General features: G+C 70.9%; 13 protein-coding genes. 4 read left to right on the top strand and 9 right to left on the bottom strand.

The window, feature by feature from the left end; genetic code table 11:
* Nucleotides 1-17 precede the first annotated feature (17 nt).
* From OTB20_RS30900 to OTB20_RS30890, 3 genes are all read right to left on the bottom strand, one after another.
* Nucleotides 18-356 carry a P-II family nitrogen regulator gene (locus OTB20_RS30900; protein ID WP_267822553.1) on the bottom strand — a complete coding sequence of 113 codons (339 nt, stop codon included), beginning with the start codon at nucleotides 354-356 and terminating at the stop codon, nucleotides 18-20.
* Nucleotides 353-1,699: an ammonium transporter gene (locus tag OTB20_RS30895; protein WP_267753504.1), complete on the bottom strand. Its 1,347-nt coding sequence runs from the start codon at nucleotides 1,697-1,699 to the stop codon at nucleotides 353-355. The genes OTB20_RS30900 and OTB20_RS30895 overlap by 4 nt, the downstream gene beginning before the upstream one ends.
* Nucleotides 1,700-2,038: 339 nt before the next feature.
* Complete coding sequence (locus OTB20_RS30890; RefSeq protein ID WP_267822551.1) at nucleotides 2,039-3,535, bottom strand: hypothetical protein; 1,497 nt, start codon at nucleotides 3,533-3,535, stop codon at nucleotides 2,039-2,041.
* A 402-nt stretch (nucleotides 3,536-3,937) separates the two neighbouring features.
* On the opposite strand from OTB20_RS30890, the gene OTB20_RS30885 reads away from it, so the two are divergent.
* The gene (locus OTB20_RS30885) at nucleotides 3,938-4,609 is read left to right on the top strand and encodes a bifunctional DNA primase/polymerase (protein ID WP_267822549.1); all 672 of its coding nucleotides are present in this window, start codon (nucleotides 3,938-3,940) and stop codon (nucleotides 4,607-4,609) included.
* A gap of 112 nt (nucleotides 4,610-4,721) precedes the next feature.
* On the opposite strand, the gene ftsY is transcribed toward OTB20_RS30885, so the two are convergent.
* Together ftsY and OTB20_RS30875 are read right to left on the bottom strand one after the other, a co-directional pair.
* The gene (gene ftsY, locus OTB20_RS30880) at nucleotides 4,722-5,945 is read right to left on the bottom strand and encodes a signal recognition particle-docking protein FtsY (protein WP_267822547.1); all 1,224 of its coding nucleotides are present in this window, start codon (nucleotides 5,943-5,945) and stop codon (nucleotides 4,722-4,724) included.
* Nucleotides 5,946-5,990: 45 nt separating this feature from the next.
* Nucleotides 5,991-6,155, bottom strand: a complete 165-nt coding sequence (locus OTB20_RS30875; protein ID WP_267822546.1) for a hypothetical protein — start codon at nucleotides 6,153-6,155, stop codon at nucleotides 5,991-5,993.
* Nucleotides 6,156-6,247: 92 nt separating this feature from the next.
* On the opposite strand from OTB20_RS30875, the gene OTB20_RS30870 reads away from it, so the two are divergent.
* Both OTB20_RS30870 and OTB20_RS30865 read left to right on the top strand, forming a co-directional pair.
* Nucleotides 6,248-7,702: a cytosine permease gene (locus tag OTB20_RS30870; protein WP_267822544.1), complete on the top strand. Its 1,455-nt coding sequence runs from the start codon at nucleotides 6,248-6,250 to the stop codon at nucleotides 7,700-7,702.
* Between the two features lie 63 nt (nucleotides 7,703-7,765).
* Entirely contained in the window at nucleotides 7,766-8,752 is a 987-nt protein-coding gene (locus tag OTB20_RS30865) for an LLM class flavin-dependent oxidoreductase (RefSeq protein WP_267822542.1), read from the top strand.
* A 49-nt stretch (nucleotides 8,753-8,801) separates the two neighbouring features.
* Here the strand turns inward: OTB20_RS30865 and OTB20_RS30860 are convergent, their stop codons facing one another.
* From OTB20_RS30860 to OTB20_RS30845, 4 genes are all read right to left on the bottom strand, one after another.
* Complete coding sequence (locus OTB20_RS30860; RefSeq protein ID WP_267822540.1) at nucleotides 8,802-10,235, bottom strand: sugar porter family MFS transporter; 1,434 nt, start codon at nucleotides 10,233-10,235, stop codon at nucleotides 8,802-8,804.
* Between the two features lie 236 nt (nucleotides 10,236-10,471).
* Nucleotides 10,472-14,407, bottom strand: a complete 3,936-nt coding sequence (locus OTB20_RS30855; RefSeq protein ID WP_267822538.1) for an AAA family ATPase — start codon at nucleotides 14,405-14,407, stop codon at nucleotides 10,472-10,474.
* A 218-nt stretch (nucleotides 14,408-14,625) separates the two neighbouring features.
* Entirely contained in the window at nucleotides 14,626-14,841 is a 216-nt protein-coding gene (locus OTB20_RS30850) for a hypothetical protein (protein ID WP_030227372.1), read from the bottom strand.
* A 365-nt stretch (nucleotides 14,842-15,206) separates the two neighbouring features.
* Nucleotides 15,207-15,488 (bottom strand): acylphosphatase, encoded by a 282-nt coding sequence (locus tag OTB20_RS30845; RefSeq protein WP_267753519.1) that lies wholly within the window; start codon nucleotides 15,486-15,488, stop codon nucleotides 15,207-15,209.
* A 135-nt stretch (nucleotides 15,489-15,623) separates the two neighbouring features.
* Between OTB20_RS30845 and OTB20_RS30840 the strand changes: the two genes are divergently transcribed.
* Entirely contained in the window at nucleotides 15,624-16,484 is an 861-nt protein-coding gene (locus OTB20_RS30840) for a CAP domain-containing protein (protein WP_267822536.1), read from the top strand.
* Nucleotides 16,485-16,548 lie beyond the last annotated feature (64 nt).

Below are 16,548 nucleotides of genomic sequence, written 5' to 3'. Positions count from 1 at the left end.
CCCAGGGTTCCAATCACCTAGAGCGCGTCAGCGCCGCGCTCGCCGGTGCGGACCCGGATGACCGAGTCCACGGGGATGCTCCACACCTTGCCGTCGCCGATCTTGCCGGTCTGGGCGGCGTCGACGACGATCCGCATCACGTCTTCGGCGTCGGCGTCCTCGACGAGCACCTCGATGCGGATCTTCGGTACGAGGTCCACGGTGTACTCGGCGCCCCGGTAGACCTCGGTGTGGCCGCGCTGGCGGCCGTATCCGCTGGCTTCGGAGACGGTGAGCCCCTGGACTCCGTAGCGGTGCAGGGCTTCCTTGATCTCGTCCAGCCGGTGCGGCTTCACGATCGCGGTGATGAGCTTCATGCGTCAACCTTCTTGCTCGCGGCGGCAACGGGGGCGGGGCCGGCGGTGCTCCGGGAGGAGGAGCCGCCGCCGGCTCCGCTGAAGTCGTAGGCGGTCTCGGCGTGCTCGACCTGGTCGATGCCGGAGACCTCGTCGTCCTCGGTGACCCGCATCCCGATCGTCTTGTCGAGGAGGAAGGCGAGTACCGCGGATGCCACGAGAGAGTAGGCGAGTACCGCGAAGACTCCGACGGCCTGCTTGCCGAGCTGCTCGAGGCCGCCGCCGTAGAAGAGGCCGGCCGCGTCGGACTGGACCCCGCCGGTGGCGAAGAGGCCGACGAGCAGGGAGCCGATGACGCCGCCGACGAGGTGGACGCCGATCACGTCGAGGGAGTCGTCGTAGCCGAACTTGTACTTCAGTCCGACGGCCATGGCGCACACGACACCGGCGATGACGCCGATGGCGATCGCGCCGAGCGGGGAGCAGGAGCCGCCGGAGGGGGTGATGGCGACGAGGCCCGCGACCGCGCCGGAGGCGGCGCCGAGGGTGGTGAAGGAGCCGTGGCGCAGCTTCTCGTAGCCGAGCCAGGCGAGCATGGCCGCGGCGGTGGCGACCTGCGTGTTGACGAACATGACCGCGCCGACGCCGTCGTCGTTGCCGAGCCAGGAGCCCGCGTTGAAGCCGAACCAGCCGAACCACAGGAGGCCCGCGCCGAGCATCACGAGCGGGAGGCTGTGCGGGCGCATCGGGTCCTTCTTGAAGCCGACGCGCTTGCCGATGACCAGGATGACGCCGAGGGCCGCGGCGCCCGCGTTGATGTGGACGGCGGTGCCGCCGGCGAAGTCGATGACGCCGAGCTCGAAGAGCCAGCCGCCGGCGCCCCACACCCAGTGGGCGACGGGGAAGTAGACGACGGTGACCCACAGGGTGATGAACAGGGCCCATGCGCTGAACTTGACGCGGTCGGCCAGCGCACCGCTTATCAGGGCCGGGGTGATGATCGCGAACATCAGCTGGAAGACGGCGAAGACGTAGACCGGGATGGTGTAGCCGTCCCACAGCTCGGTGATGCCGATGCCGCTGAGTCCCACGTAGTCGGAGGTCCAGCCGATGAGCGAGCCGGAGTCGGCGCCGAAGGCGAGGCTGAATCCGTAGAGGACCCAGAGGATCGTGACGATCCCGAGGCTGATGAAGCTCATCATCAGCATGTTGAGGCTGCTCTTGACGCGGACCATGCCTCCGTAGAAGAAGGCGAGTCCCGGGGTCATCAGCATGACCAGGGCGGAGCAGATGAGCATGAACCCGGTGTTCGCGGAAGACAGCGTGGGGGCGTCTGCCGCGAGGGTCGTGATGGCTGATGCCATCGGCGTCTCCTCGTCGTCGGTACGTTCGCGTGCGGGCGAGCGTGAAAACCTGAGCGGCACTGGTTCGTGAATCAGGCCTGAGGGTGTTCCGGCCGGGGGGCTGGCCGGTTAATGGCCCTGAGATTCGCGCAGGCCGGTTTCCGGCGGCGCCGCTGGGTGTTTCGCGTCGATGACGAAGAGGCCTGGCGTGTTACGCCTCCATGAACGAATGGTTCATGGAGCCGCCGGGTGGGAACCCGGCCGCGGCGATGACCCGGGGAACCTGGCTGGGGGAGCCTGATCGGGCTTCACGGGGTGACTGCCGCGGCCGGGGGCCTTTGGAATCGGCCGGGGTGGCCGTCAGACGGCCTCCGCGGCCTCGGGGAGGCGGGAGGCGAGGTGGTCGGTCAGGCGCACCACTTCCGCGACGTCGCCGTACTCACGCGCGGCGGTGTCGACGGTCTTGCGCAGCCGGGTGTTCACCCGCTCGGACCGCACCTTTCCCGCCACGTCGAGGGCGCGGCCGACGAGGACCGCGGCCTGCTCCGGCTCGCGCTGGAGCAGGTGCACGGTGGCCATGCCGATGAGGTTGAGGGCGTAGGAGCGCTGGTGCTCCTCGTCCTTCCCGAAGAGCTCGACGGCACGCTCCATGACCGGTTCGGCGAGGGAGGCGTACATGGGGCTGCGGCCCGCCACGTAGGCCAGGTCCCGGTAAGAGTGGGAGTTCTCGCCGTTGAGCTCGGCCTCGGAGAAGAAACGGATCCAGTCGGGCTCGGGCTCGGCGTCGAAGCCGACGTCGGAGAAGGTGTCCTCGGCCATCCGCACGGCCCGCTTGCACCGGCTGGGCTGGCCCATGTTGGCGTAGGCGCGGGCCTCCATCGCATACAGCATGGCCTGGGTGCGGGGGCCGGCGCAGTCGCGGCTGCCGTACTGGGCCAGGTGGATGAGTTCCAGGGCGTCCTCGGGGCGGCCCAGGTGGATCATCTGGCGGCTCATGCTGGAGAGGATGTACGAGCCCAGGGGCTTGTCGCCGCCCTCCTTGGCGGCGTGCAGCGCGAGGACGAAGTACTTCTGCGCGGTGGGGTGCAGGCCGATGTCGTAGCTCATCCAGCCGGCGAGCTCGGCGAGCTCGGCGGCGACCTTGAAGAGCCGCTTCATGACCGGGGCCGGGTGGTTCTCCTGGAGCAGGTCGGTGACCTCGTGGAGCTGGCCCACGACCGCCTTGCGCCGCAGTCCGCCGCCGCACTGGGCGTCCCACTGGCGGAACATCACGGTGGTCGCTTCGAGGAGATCCACCTCGGGCTCGGAGAGCCTGGGCGGCCGGTGGCCGCCGAGGGCGCCCGTCGGCCCCGCCTCCCGGGGTCCCGGGTCGGCGGCCGGGACCGGTACGAGCCAGCGCTGCATGGGCTCGATGAGGGCGGGGCCGGCGGACAGGGCGAGCGAGGTCCCGAGGAAGCCGCGGCGGGCCAGCATCAGGTCGCTGCGGGAGAACTCGCCGAGCAGCTCGATGGTCTGCGGACCGGCCCAGGGCAGGTCGACGCCGGAGACGGAGGGGGTCTGGTGGGCGGCGCGCAGGCCGAGGTGTTCGATGGCGACGACGGAGCCGAAGCGTTCGGAGAAGAGCTCCGACAGGATCCGCGGGACGGGCTCGCGGGGCTGTTCCCCGTCGAGCCAGCGGCGGACCCGTGAGGTGTCGGTGCTGATGTGGTGGGCGCCCATCTGGCGGGCCCGGCGGTTGACCTGGCGGGCGAGCTCGCCCTTGGACCAGCCGCTGCGGACGAACCAGGAGGTCAGCTGCTCATTGCGGACGGTCGCGTCCGGCGCGGAGTCGTGCTCCGGGACCCCGGCGGAAGACATGTCGGACTCCGCACTCGTTCCGCTTGCGCCGTTGCCGCTCACTGGAACGCCCCCCATCCGTCAGCCTCTTCAACACGAAACCCTGTCGGGAGCCGCTCTTCACGAGTCCTTCACGCCTTGCCTCCGGCATACCCGTGTGGACACGTCCGCCTTAGCGCTTCATGCACCGAAAGTAATCCTACGATCACCCCTCCGGGGAGGTCGATCCCGGAAACGCCACCATTCGCCACCCCTTCGAATGAACTCGCCACCTGCCAGGCGCGATTCACTTGACACGTAGGCAGAACCGATCGGATGGACAGGAGTGCGCCAGGGGCGCACGCGGCGAGGAGTGCGCCGGGCATCCCGTCCGGCCGATGTCGTAACCACCGGCACGTCCGACCCGTTGGAGGGGGCATGGGCATGGGCTTCACGATCGGCGGCAGCCGCGGTACCAAGGAGTTCCGTTCCGGCGCCCGGCGGCGCGGGCGGACGTCGGAGTGCACGACGGTGGCGGAGTACACCGGACTGTGGGGCTGGGACGTGGTCCCCGGCGCCCGGGCCGCGGGGCCCGCCCGGGACTGCTCCTGCGGTCATACGAATTGCGGTGCGCCGGGGGCGCATCCGCTGGCCCTCGCTCCCACGGTCCCGGCCGGCGCCACCCTCGACAAGGTCACCGAGACCTGGAGCGGGTACCCGGGGGCCGCGGTGCTGATCCCCGTCGGCCGCTCCTTCGACGTCATCGAGGTCTCCGAGGAGGCCGGGCGGCGGGCGCTGGTCCGCCTCGAGCGGATGGGCCTGCCGCTCGGCCCGGTCACCGCGACCCCGGACGGCCGGGCCCAGTTCTTCGTCGCCCCGGGGGCGGCGGCCGGGCTGCCGCAGCTGCTGTACCGGATGGGCTGGGACGACGCCGGTCTCGATCTGCTCGCGCTGGGCCAGGGCTCCTACATCACCGCCCCGCCCTCGGACTTCGCGGGCCTCGGCCCGGTGAGCTGGCTGCGGCCCCCCGCGCTGGACTCGGCCGGGAACCCGCCCCAGGCCCGGCTCCTGCTGGGCACCCTCGCCTACCTCTGCCACCGGCTGCGCAGGGCTTGAGCTCCGCCCATGGCTGTGCCCCCGGGTCCGTGGGACCGCGGGGGCACTGGCCTTCGTACGGGCGCGTGAGCCCTTGATGCGGTCAAGGGCCTCGATGCGGTGAGGGCCTCGCTCAGTCGCCGATCAGGGCGTCGACGAAGGCCTCCGGCTCGAAGGGCGCCAGGTCGTCCGCGCCCTCACCGAGGCCGATGAGCTTGACCGGGACGCCCAGCGCGCGCTGGACGGCGATGACGATGCCACCCTTGGCGGTGCCGTCGAGCTTGGTCAGCACGATGCCGGTGATGTCCACGACTTCCGCGAAGACGCGGGCCTGGGTCAGGCCGTTCTGGCCGGTGGTGGCGTCCAGGACCAGCAGGATCTCGTCGAGCGGGCCGTGCTTCTCCACGACGCGCTTGACCTTGCCGAGCTCGTCCATCAGGCCGGTCTTGGTGTGCAGCCGGCCGGCGGTGTCGATGAGCACCACGTCGGCGCCCTCGGCGATGCCCTCCTTGACCGCGTCGTAGGCGATCGAGGCCGGGTCGCCGCCCTCGGGGCCGCGCACGGTACGTGCTCCGACCCGGTCGCCCCAGGTCTGGAGCTGGTCGGCGGCGGCGGCGCGGAAGGTGTCCGCAGCGCCGAGCACGACACTGCGGCCGTCGGCGACGAGCACGCGGGCGAGCTTGCCGGTGGTGGTGGTCTTGCCGGTGCCGTTCACGCCGACGACCATGATCACGGCGGGGGTGTCCACGCCGCTCTCGGTCTTCACCGCGCGGTCGAAATCGGTACCGAGGAGCGCGACCAGCTCCTCCTTCAGCAGGGCACGCAGATCGGCGGGGGTGCGGGTGCCGAGCACCTTGACCCGCTCGCGGAGGCGGTCCACCAGCTCCTGGGTCGGCGCGACACCGACGTCGGCGATGAGGAGGGTCTCCTCGATCTCCTCCCAGGTGTCCTCGTCGAGGTGCTCGCGGGAGAGCAGCGTGAGCAGCCCCTTGCCGAGCGTGTTCTGCGACCGGGCGAGACGGGCGCGCAGCCGGACCAGGCGGCCGGCGGTGGGCTCGGGCACCTCGATCTCGGGGGCGGGCGGAGCCCCCACGACCGGGTCCTCGACCGCGACCGGCGATTCGAGGGCCGTCTCCGCATCGGGGAGCACGACCTCTTCGATCGTGCGGCGCGGTTCTTGCGCCGTCGGTGCGGCGTCCTCCCCCACCTGCGGTTCGGCGGGCGGGGCAGTGATGGTCGGCGTGCTGGGCGGCGCCGTGGGCGGCAGCTGCTTCTTCTTGCGGCTGCTGACCACGAGTCCGCTGATCGCGCCGACCGCGACCAGGGCGATGACTACGGCAAGGATGAGGATTTCCATAACTTCTCCAGTATCGGCCACGAAGTCCGCGCCGTAGGTCCGCCGCTACGCGCGGATGGCGCGCACGCAGTACAGGTCATCGTGAGGCGGCCCGAGGAAGGCGCCGGCGACGGCGAGCAGCCCGCCGGGCACCTCCCCGTCGCGCAGACCGCACCCGTACTCCTTGAGCCCGGCGAGCCCAGCCCCGGCCCCACTCCTTTGTAGGTTCACATAAGGACATTGGCCTCTGTTTGTACTTTTTGCGACGAATCTACGATGATGAACAGTCCCCCCACGCCCCGCTTCCCCCACGGAGTACACCTATGTCTGCCGAGACGACCGCTGTCGAGTCACGCGGCCTGGAACCCGTTCCGGACAGTGAGCGCCGCGGCCGGGTGCGCGAGCTCGTCCCGACCTGGGTCGCCGCCAACATCAGTGTGCTGCTGCTGACCATGGGCGCCGGTCTCGTGATCTTCAACAAGCTGAACATCTGGCAGGTGCTCGTCGTCGCGATCGCCGCGCCCGTCGTCTCCTACGGGCTCGTCGGACTCATATCCATCGCGGGCAAGCGCGGCGGCGCCCCCGGCATGGCGCTCTCCCGGGCCGTCTTCGGCCAGCGCGGCAACCTCTTCCCCGGCGCCCTGATCTGGGTCGCCCGCTGGGGCTGGGAGACCATCAACGCGGTCAGCGGCGCCTACGCCGTCCTGACCGTCCTCGACCTGGTCTTCGGCATCAAGAAGAACACCGCCCTGATCGTCGTCACCCTCCTCTTCTTCGTCGGCTGCACCTTCCTCGTCTCCGGTCTGGGCATCAACGCGCTGCGCGTCTGCTCCAAGTGGTCCACGTACCTCTTCGGCGCCTTCAGCGTGCTCGTGCTGGGCTACCTGATCGCCGAGACCGACTGGTCCGCCGTCTTCGGCAAGCCCGCCGGCTCCACCGCGATGATGATCGCGGGCATCGGCACCATCGCGGCCGGCGGCATCAGCTGGGTCCCGTCCGGACCGGACTTCACCCGCTACCTGCCCCGCACCGCCTCCGCCAGGGGCATGGTCGGCGCGACCATCGGCGGCGCGGCCGTCGTGGTGATCCCGATGGTGCTCATGGGCGCCGTGATGGCGGTGGCCACCCCGGACCTGGCCACCGCGCAGGACCCGGTCTCCTTCATCGGCGAGCTGCTGCCGATCTGGATCGCGGTCCCGTACCTGCTGATCGCGCTCGTCGGCATGCTGCTCATCAACTCGATGTCCATGTACTCGGCGGGCTTCACCGCCCAGACCCTGGGCATCAAGGTCCCGCGCGCCGCGGCGGTCAGCGTCAACGCCGTCATCAGCCTGATCTTCGGCTTCCTGCTGATGGTGGTCGCGACCAGCTTCTTCGGTTCGTTCATCTCCTTCCTCACCCTGCTGGCCGTGGCCTTCTCCGCGTGGATCGGCGTCTTCGGCGTGGACATGCTGCGACGCACCTCCTACGACGGGGCCGCCCTGCTGGACACCACGCGGAGCAGCGCCTACTGGTACCGCGGCGGCTTCGCCTGGCAGGCCATGACCGCTTGGGGCCTCGCCCTGGTGGTGGGTCTGCTGTTCACGAAGGTCGACTGGTTCAGCGGACCGCTGGCCACCACCTGGATCGGGCAGAACGGCCTGGGCTGGTTGGCGGGCATCGTCACCTCGGCCGTCCTGTACGCGGCCCTGCCGCGCACCCCGGAGGCGAAGGGCCCGGCGGCCCCCGCCGAGGAGCCGGCGCCCGCGGCCGCCGGCGCCGGGTCCCTGTCCAACTGACGCCACGTCAGCTAACGTCCCCCTTCGCCCGCCCACCCACATCCGGCGAAGGGGGACTTCTCCATGCCCATCACCGTGGCCCGGTTCAACCTCATCGATCCGAACGGCACCCCGGAAACCCTCTCCGCCCGCTACAAGGCCGCGCTGGAGATGGCGAAGTACGCGGACGACCGCGGGATCGACACCATCCAGACCGAGGAGCACCACGGCACCGAGAACAACTGGCTGCCCTCCCCCTTCGCCTTCGCGGGCGCGGTCTTCGGTGCCACCCGCCGGATCGCCGTCACCGTCTCGGCGATCATCGGCCCGCTGTACGACCCGCTGAAGGTCGCCGAGGACATCGCCGTACTGGACCTGCTCAGTGGCGGCCGCCTCGTCACGGTGGCCGGCATCGGCTACCGGCCCGAGGAGTACGAGCAGCACGGCGTGGAGTGGAGCCGGCGCGGCAAGCTCCAGGACGAGCTGCTGGAGACCTTGCTGAAGGCGTGGACCGGTGAGCCGTTCGAGTTCCGCGGCCGTACCGTACGGGTCACTCCGCGGCCGTTCACCCAGCCGCACCCGCTGCTCCTGGTCGGCGGCAGCTCGGAGGCGGCCGCCCGGCGCGCGGCCCGCCTGGGGCTGCCGTTCTTCCCGAGCGCGCACCTGCCCGAGCTGGAGGCGTACTACAACGCGAAGCTCGCGGAGTACGGCACGGAGGGCTTCTGCATGATGCCGGCGGCCGAGACCCCGCTGCTGCACATCTCCGAGGACCCGGACCGGGCGTGGGCCGAGTACGGCGAGCGCTTCCTGCACGAGGCCGGGATGTACGCCTCCTGGCAGTCCAAGGACATCCGCAGCGCCGTACGGTCGGGCGCGAGCACGGTGGCGGAGCTGCGCGCCGAGGGCGTGTACCGCATCCTCACCCCGGACGAGGCGGTCGCGTACGCCCGCGGCGCCGGCGAGGCGGGGAACCTGGTGCTGCACCCACTGTGCGGCGGGATGCCCGTGGACGAGGGCTGGCGGAGCCTGCAGCTCCTGTGCGAACAGGTACTGCCCCGCCTCAAGGACTGAGACGGGGCAGTACCTCCTCTGAGAGGAGAGAGGCTGTTGGCGGGGGTGATCAGCCCATCTCCTCCAACGCCTTGCCCTTGGTCTCCGGCACCCATTTGAGGATGAACGGGATCGAGAGCACGGCGAAGACCGTGTAGATGACGTAGGCGCCGGACAGGTTCCAGTCGGACAGGGTCGGGAACGACACCGTGATGACCCAGTTGGCGATCCACTGGGCGGCGGCGGCGACGCCGAGGGCGGCGGCGCGGATGCGGCCGGGGAACATCTCCCCGAGCAGCACCCAGACGACCACGCCCCAGGACAGCGCGAAGAAGAGGACGAAGCAGTTGGCCGCGACCAGGGCCACGATGCCCTGGGTGTGCGGCAGCGCGATGTCGCCGCCGCTGGTGTCCTTGTAGGAGAAGGCCCAGGCGGCCAGGCCCAGCGAGATCGCCATGCCGACGGAGCCGATGAGCGCGAGCGGCTTGCGGCCGATCCGGTCCACGAAGATCATCGCGATGACCGTACCGATGATGTTCACGACCGAGGTCTCGAAGGAGTACAGGAACGAGGAGCTCGGGTCGATGCCGACGGACTGCCACAGCGAGGAGCTGTAGTAGAAGATCACGTTGATGCCGACGAGCTGCTGAAAGACCGACAGGCCGATGCCGATCCAGACGATGGGCAGGAAACCGCCCTTCCCGCCGAGCAGGTCCTTGAAGGTGGACTTGTGCTCGGAGTGCATGGCGTGCTCGATGTCCGCGACGCGCCGGTCGAGGTCGACGTGCGCGCCCTCCACCTCGGCGAGCACCTTCCTGGCCTCGGCGTTGCGGCCGACGGAGATCAGGAACCGCGGGGATTCCGGGATCACGAAGGACATCAGCCCGTAGAGCACGGCCGGGACGACCATGACGCCGAGCATCCACTGCCAGGCTTCCAGGCCGCCGATCTTGCCGCGCTGCTCGCCGTCCGCGAGGTTCAGGATCCCCCAGTTGACGAGCTGGGAGATGGCGATGCCGATGACGATCGCGGCCTGCTGGAAGGAGGCGAGCCGGCCGCGGTAGGCGGGCGGGGACACCTCGGCGATGTAGGCCGGGCCGATGACCGAGGCCATGCCGATGCCGAAGCCGCCGACGACCCGCCAGAGGGCCAGGTCCCAGAGCGCGAAGGGCAGGGCCGAGCCGATGGCGCTGGCCGTGAAGAGGACCGCCGCGATCTGCATGCAGCGGATACGGCCGATCCGGTCGGCGATGCGGCCGGCCGTGGCGGCGCCGAGGGCGCAGCCGATCAGCGCGGCGGCGATCACCTGGGCGAGGGTGCCCGAACCGACGTCGAAGCGGTCCTGGATCGCCACGACCGCGCCGTTGATGACGGAGCTGTCGTAGCCGAAGAGGAACCCGCCCATGGCGGCGGCCGCGGTGATGAAGATGACGTGCCCGAGGTGGTCGGGCTGTGATTCCGGGCCGGCGCCTGGGGCCGAGGCCCGCGCTGTGCTGCTGGTCAAGGTCCGCTCCTGCGTGCCCGGCTGCCGTGACGGGCTGGTGGGGATAGTTCGTTCCAGTGGCGCACAGGTCAAGATCAGGCACCACTCGAAGGGTTACAGCGGGAGCGAGCCTATGTGTTCATTTCTTGAAGTCAAGAGGCTAGGTAAGCCGCACCCGACAAGCATCGATCTGACCTGAGCAGCATTTGAGTTTCACTTATTGAAGGAACAGCGAATGGCGTGCGCCGCCGAAGGCGTCACCGGAGCCGCTGGCTGATGACCTTCGATACCCCGTCGCCCTGCATCGAAACCCCGTAGAGCGCGTCCGCGACCTCCATCGTCCGCTTCTGGTGCGTGATCACGATCAGCTGCGAGCTCTCCTGCAGTTCCTCCATGATCCGGATCAGCCGCTGGAGGTTGGTGTCGTCGAGCGCGGCCTCGACCTCGTCCATGACGTAGAACGGGCTGGGCCGCGCCTTGAAGATGGCGACCAGCAGGGCCACGGCGGTCAGCGAGCGCTCGCCCCCCGAGAGCAGCGACAGCCGCTTGACCTTCTTGCCCGGCGGCCGGGCCTCGACGTCGATGCCCGTGGTGAGCATGTTGTCGGGATCCGTCAGGATCAGCCGGCCCTCGCCGCCGGGGAACAGCCGCGAGAACACCCCCTCGAACTGCCGGGCGGTATCCCGGTAGGCCTCCGTGAAAACCTGCTCGACCCGCTCGTCGACCTCCTTCACGACCTGAAGGAGGTCAGCTCTGGTCTTGCGTAGGTCTTCAAGCTGCTCGCTGAGGAATTTGTGCCGCTCCTCCAACGCCGCGAACTCCTCCAGCGCCAGCGGATTGACCTTGCCGAGCTGCTGGTAGGCACGCTCGGCCGCCCTCAGGCGCTTCTCCTGCGCGGCGCGCACGAAGAGTCCCGGCCCGGTGTCCGGGTCCGGCTCCTCCCCGTCCGCGGGCGGGGAGGGCGGCACGGGCTGGTCGGGCCCGTACTCGGCGACGAGCCCCTGCGCGGCCATCCCGAACTCCTCCAGCGCACGGGCTTCCACCTGCTCGATCCGCATGCGCTTCTCGGCGCCGAGCACCTCGCCGCGGTGCACCGAGTCCGTGAGCTTGTCGAGTTCGCCCTTCAGGCCGCGGCCCAGCCCCCGCGCTTCGTCGAGTTCGCGCTCCCGCAGACCCTTCGCGTACTCGGCGGAGGTGCGCTCCTGTACGGCGCGGGTCAGCGACACCTCGATGTGCGCGAGCAATTGGCGGGCTCCGGCGGCGACGGCCGCGGCCACCCGCGCCTCGTAGCGCAGCCGTTCCCGGCGGTGCTCGGCCCGGGCCCGGGCCTCGCGTTCGGCCCCGGCCCCGCGGTCGAGGGAATCCGCCCGGCCCGCGAGCCCCTTCACCCGCTCCTCATGGGTCCTGAGCTGGAGCCGGGCCTCCATCTCGGTCTGCCGCGCGTTCGCCCCGTCGGCCGCGAGCCGGTCCCTGTGGGAGGAGTCCGGCTCCTCCTCCACGGGCATCTCCTCGGCGACGGCGAGCCGCTCCGCGCACTCCTCCACGTCGGCCAGTGCCTGCTCCAGCGCGTCCCGCGCCGTGGCCGCGGCCGCGGCGGCGCGTTCGGCTTCACCCAGTGCCCCCTTCGCCTGCCCGGCGAGCCGCCCAAGCTCCTGCGCGACCCCGGCCCGGGCCCGCTCCGCGGACCGCCGCAGCTCCCCGAGCTCCTCGACCCGGGCCCCGGCCGCCACCCGGCGCGCGTCGGCGGCCTCCTTCGCGGCGGCCAGCAGCAGGCACTGCCCGTCCAGCCGGTCCAACTCCGCCGCCGCCTCGTCGACCCCGGCCTGCACCTCGATCAGGCTGGGCACACCGGCGGACCCACCGTGCGCGAGGTGCGCCCCGAGCACGTCCCCCTCGGCGGTCACGGCCACCAGCTCGGGCCGCACGGCAACCAGCGCCTCGGCGTCATCGAGCCCCGCGACCACCACGAAGTCCCGCAACACCCAGTCCACTGCCCGCACGACCTCGGCGTCCCCCCGCACGAGCCCCCCGGCGGGAACGGCTCCCCGCGGAAACCCCGAAACCCGCGCCTGGGCCCGGACGGACACCCCTTCCGCCCCCACCAGGGGGCCAGTCCCCTCGACAGCCACAGAACCCCGAGCCACCGCCCCCGGCACACCCGGCCCCGCCGGCGCCTCAGACGCGGGGCCTGGCACACCCAGCCCCGCCGGTACACCCGGCCCCGCCGGCGTTTGAGGCGCGGGGTCCGGGGCGAAGTCCCGGTTTCGGGAAGGGGCGGGGTGGGGGAACACAGCCTTCGGCCCGACCGCACCGGCCGATTCGCCCCCCGGAGCCTGATCCCGGCCTTCGGAGCCGACCCCGGTTCCCGGACCCGATTCCAGTGCCGGACCCGGGGCCTGGAGCTGGACCTGCGCCTGGCCCGGGGCCACCGCCTGGCCAGGGACTCCGGCCCCCGCCACCGGACCGCCGGAGGCCACACCCGGAGCAATCAGGAACGCGGCCCTGCCCCCGTCCCCCTCCCGCAGGTACCGGATCGCCCCGGCCGCCGCCGCCGTCGAGGTGACGGCCACCGCGTCCGCCACGGCGCCCAGCGCCGCCGCCACCGCGACCTCGTAGCCCGGGGTCACGGACAACCGCTGCGCCGCCGGCCCCACGAGCCCTTCCAGCCGCGACGCGAGCAGCTCCGCCGTACCGTCCTTGCGGCGCAACCCCGTTGCCAGGGCGTCACGCCGCGCCGAGACCGCCGCCCGCGAACGCTCGGCCGCCGCCCATGCGTCCCGGATCTCGCCGAGTCCGGCCTCCGCCGCCGCCAGCTCGGCCCGGGCCTCCTCGTACTCCCCCGGCACCGGAGCCGACCCCTCCCCCGAGGCCTCCCCGACTTCCTCCGCCAGCGCCTCGTACTCCTCGCGCGCCTCCTGCGCCCGCGACCGCGCCCCGTCCCGCGCCAGCAGCAGCCGGTCGATCTCCGCCTGCGCCGCACCCGCGCGGGAGCGGGCCGCGCCGAGCCGGCCCGTCAGCCGCGCCAGCGCCTCGCGCCGGTCGGCGATGGCCCGCGCCGCGTCCCGTAGCCGCCGCTCCTCGTCGGCCAGCGCGCGCTCCAGCTCGGCCCGGTGGCCGACGGTGTCTTCCAGCGCCCGCGCGGCCGCCTCCAGCGCGGCCGTCAGTTCCGCCTCCTGCTCACGGATCCGCGCGGCCTCCTTCTCCATCTCCTCCGGGTCCCGGCCCCGCCGCTCCTCCTCGCCCGGCGCCGAAGCCGACGTGACCCGGGCGTCCGCCAGCGACACCGTCCCGCGCACGCGTTCGGCCAGCTGCGACAGTTCGTACCAGGTCTGCTGCGCCCGCTGGAGCCGTGGCGCGAGTTCCCGTACGGCCTCCTCCAGTTCGGATTCCCGCCGCACCGCCGCCGCTAGCTGCGCCTCGGCCGCGTCCTTGCGCTCCTTCAGGGCCGCCTCGTCCTCGATCTCCGCGTCGAGCGCGCCCTTCAGCGTCACGAGGTCGTCGGCGAGCAGCCGCAGCCGCGCGTCGCGCAGGTCCGCCTGGATCACCGCCGCCCGCCGGGCCACGGCCGCCTGCCGTCCCAGGGGCTTGAGCTGTCGGCGCAGCTCGTCGCCCAGATCCTGCACGCGCGCGAGATTGGCCTGCATCGCGTCCAGCTTCCGCAGCGCCTTCTCCTTGCGCTTGCGGTGCTTGAGCACCCCGGCCGCCTCCTCGATGAAGGCGCGGCGGCCCATCGGATCGGCGTGCAGTACGGAGTCCAACTGTCCCTGTCCGACGATGACGTGCATCTCCCGGCCGATGCCGGAGTCGGAGAGCAGCTCCTGGATGTCGAGGAGGCGGCAGGTGTCGCCGTTGATCTGGTACTCGCTGCTGCCGCCGCGGAACATGATCCGCGTGATGGTGACTTCGGCGTACTCGATGGGCAGAGCGCCGTCGGAGTTGTCGATGGTGAGCGAGACCTCGGCCCGGCCGAGCGGCGGGCGGCCGGTCGTGCCCGCGAAGATGACGTCTTCCATCTTCCCGCCGCGCAGGGACTTGGCTCCTTGTTCGCCCATGACCCAGGAGAGCGCGTCCACCACATTGGACTTGCCCGAGCCGTTGGGGCCCACGACACAGGTGATGCCCGGCTCGAAGCGCAGGGTGGTCGCGGAGGCGAAGGATTTGAAGCCGCGCAGGGTCAGGGACTTGAGGTGCACGCCGCCGGACACTACCTTTCACGTTCGGTTTCGCCCATGAAGGTGCAGGGCACATCAGACGTTAAAGGAATGGGCCCCCCGCCTGGCGCAACGCCGCCCGGCGACCTTGCGTCCGAGTGGGAACGCGGAAAGAAAGAAGAGCGGAAAGAAAGAAGGGACGCCGAAGCGTCCCTTGCAGATCATGCGGTTCTGTTGATGGAGCGACGAGGGAGCGCGGATCAGGTGAGCGCAGGCTCCGCCTGGGGTACGTCGAGGTCGATGCTGTCAAGCAGCGAATCTCCGTGCTGTGCGGCGGCCGCATTCAGAGCGTCGTTTTCGGACTGGATTCGTCCGAGCTCGGACTCGAGGTCCTGGACGCGCTGCTGAAGCCGTCGCATCTCGGCGAGGAGTCGCGGGTCGGAACCGCCGACGTAACCGAGAAGCGCCTTTGCCATGATGGATGGTCCTCCACACTGAGTGACCGACCGAAGCGGTGTGGGTCGTGAGGGAATCGCACCCGCGAGGTCCGGCAGCGACTGTAAGTCACCGCATCGATCTTTGGCTGACACTGTGTACTGTCAACACTGCCAAACAGCTCAGGTGCGCGGGGCTTCCAGCGTCTCACCAAAAAGTTTGACGGTCAACACGATCACGCCCCGTATCGGCGGGCATCCCGGGCCCCGCAAGGGGCGTGGAGATCATCCTCGTCTCCGAGCCTTCCACGAATCGTCCGCGTCGGCAACGCCTCGGCGATGAATGCGCAGATCCGACCGCATGCGGACCATCCGGCGATGTGTTCAGTACATGATCAGTCGATCGCTCACCGGATCGCGAACCCGTCGTAACCACCGCGCGGTGTGCCCCAGATCTCTGTCACCCCGTTCACGCTCCCGGGCGTGTCGGCGCCGTGCAGCCATTCCAGGAGCCGGTGGCAATTCTCACGTTGACCTTCGGCCACCACTTGTACTCGCCCGTCGTCCAGGTTGAGCGCGAAGCCGGTCAGTCCGCCGATCTCCATGGCGTTGGCCCTGGTGAACCAGCGAAAGCCCACTCCCTGTACACGACCGCGCACCCAGGCGGTCATCCGCACGTCTTCGTTCATGCCTGAACGCTAACCGGGCAAACAATTCCGGGGCACCTCACCCCCTGCCGCCATGGCGTACAGTCGCGCAGCAATGAGCTCACCCATTTGGGTGAGTAAAGGTTGATCTTGAAATTCCAGGAAGGGCGAGCCGCGATGGGACGCCACCGACTCCATGCCGCGCCGCGCCGCGGCGGCAAGCGCCGCACCGCTCTGCGAGGCGGACTGCTGGGCGCATCCGTGGCCGTGGCCCTCGGCACCGCGGCCGTCACCACGGGCGTGGTCCCGGTCGGCTCCTCCTTCCCCTACGTAGGGGTCTCGGGCGGCGCGGGTTCCGACGCGAAGACCACGGGCGCCAAGGCCCAGGCCTCGAAGAGCCCCGAAAGTGCGCTGGAGCAGCAGGGCGGCCTCGCCAACCTGTCCGGCCGGGCTTCCTCAGGAGCCGCCGCCCCCTCCGCCACGCCTTCCCCCTCCGCCTCGCCGTCCCCGTCGGCCACCCCGTCCCCGTCGCCTTCCCCCTCCACGGAGCCGACGAAGACCCCGAAGGCGAGCCCCACCCCGACCCCGGTGAAGCCGAAGCCGTCCCCGCCGAAGCCCTCCGCCCCGGCGACCCCGGCCGCCCCGCCCGCCTCGGCCGGCCACTCCGCCGAGGAGAGCGCCGTACTCACCCTGGTGAACCAGGAGCGTGCGCAGGCCGGCTGCGGTCCGGTCCGGGCGAACCCGCCGCTGGCGGCGCTGGCCGGCGCCTTCAGCAAGGACATGGCCGTCCGGGGCTTCTTCGACCACACCGACCCCGACGGCAACACTCCGTGGGACCGGGCCACCAACGCCGGCATATCGGGGATGGGCGGCGAGAACATCGCCCGCGGCCAGGGTGATGCCGGAGCCGTGATGAAGGCCTGGATGGAAAGCCCGGGCCACAAGGCGAACATCCTCAACTGCGAGTTCCGCACCCTGGGCGTCGGCGTGTACAACGCCGCCGGCGGCCCCTGGTGGACCCAGGACTTCGGCTTCTGACGGAGCCGACCGGCCCAACGGGCGGGGGCACGGTCCTGCGCGGCGGATTTCCGCCGCGCAGGAC

The sequence above is a fragment of the Streptomyces sp. H27-H1 genome, from assembly GCF_026627445.1.
Classification (GTDB): domain Bacteria; phylum Actinomycetota; class Actinomycetes; order Streptomycetales; family Streptomycetaceae; genus Streptomyces.
This window is presented reverse-complemented; position numbering and strand designations above follow the sequence as displayed.

Excerpts from the sequence above, each read along its gene's own strand:
- OTB20_RS30900 (WP_267822553.1), bottom strand. The coding sequence starts at position 356 with ATGAAGCTCATCACCGCGATCGTGAAGCCGCACCGGCTGGACGAGATC.
- OTB20_RS30870 (WP_267822544.1), top strand. The coding sequence starts at position 6,248 with ATGTCTGCCGAGACGACCGCTGTCGAGTCACGCGGCCTGGAACCCGTT.
- OTB20_RS30885 (WP_267822549.1), top strand. The coding sequence starts at position 3,938 with ATGGGCTTCACGATCGGCGGCAGCCGCGGTACCAAGGAGTTCCGTTCC.
- OTB20_RS30840 (WP_267822536.1), top strand. The coding sequence starts at position 15,624 with ATGGGACGCCACCGACTCCATGCCGCGCCGCGCCGCGGCGGCAAGCGC.
- OTB20_RS30890 (WP_267822551.1), bottom strand. The coding sequence starts at position 3,535 with ATGTCTTCCGCCGGGGTCCCGGAGCACGACTCCGCGCCGGACGCGACC.
- OTB20_RS30850 (WP_030227372.1), bottom strand. The coding sequence starts at position 14,841 with ATGGCAAAGGCGCTTCTCGGTTACGTCGGCGGTTCCGACCCGCGACTC.
- OTB20_RS30845 (WP_267753519.1), bottom strand. The coding sequence starts at position 15,488 with ATGAACGAAGACGTGCGGATGACCGCCTGGGTGCGCGGTCGTGTACAG.
- OTB20_RS30895 (WP_267753504.1), bottom strand. The coding sequence starts at position 1,699 with ATGGCATCAGCCATCACGACCCTCGCGGCAGACGCCCCCACGCTGTCT.
- ftsY (WP_267822547.1), bottom strand. The coding sequence starts at position 5,945 with ATGGAAATCCTCATCCTTGCCGTAGTCATCGCCCTGGTCGCGGTCGGC.
- OTB20_RS30865 (WP_267822542.1), top strand. The coding sequence starts at position 7,766 with ATGCCCATCACCGTGGCCCGGTTCAACCTCATCGATCCGAACGGCACC.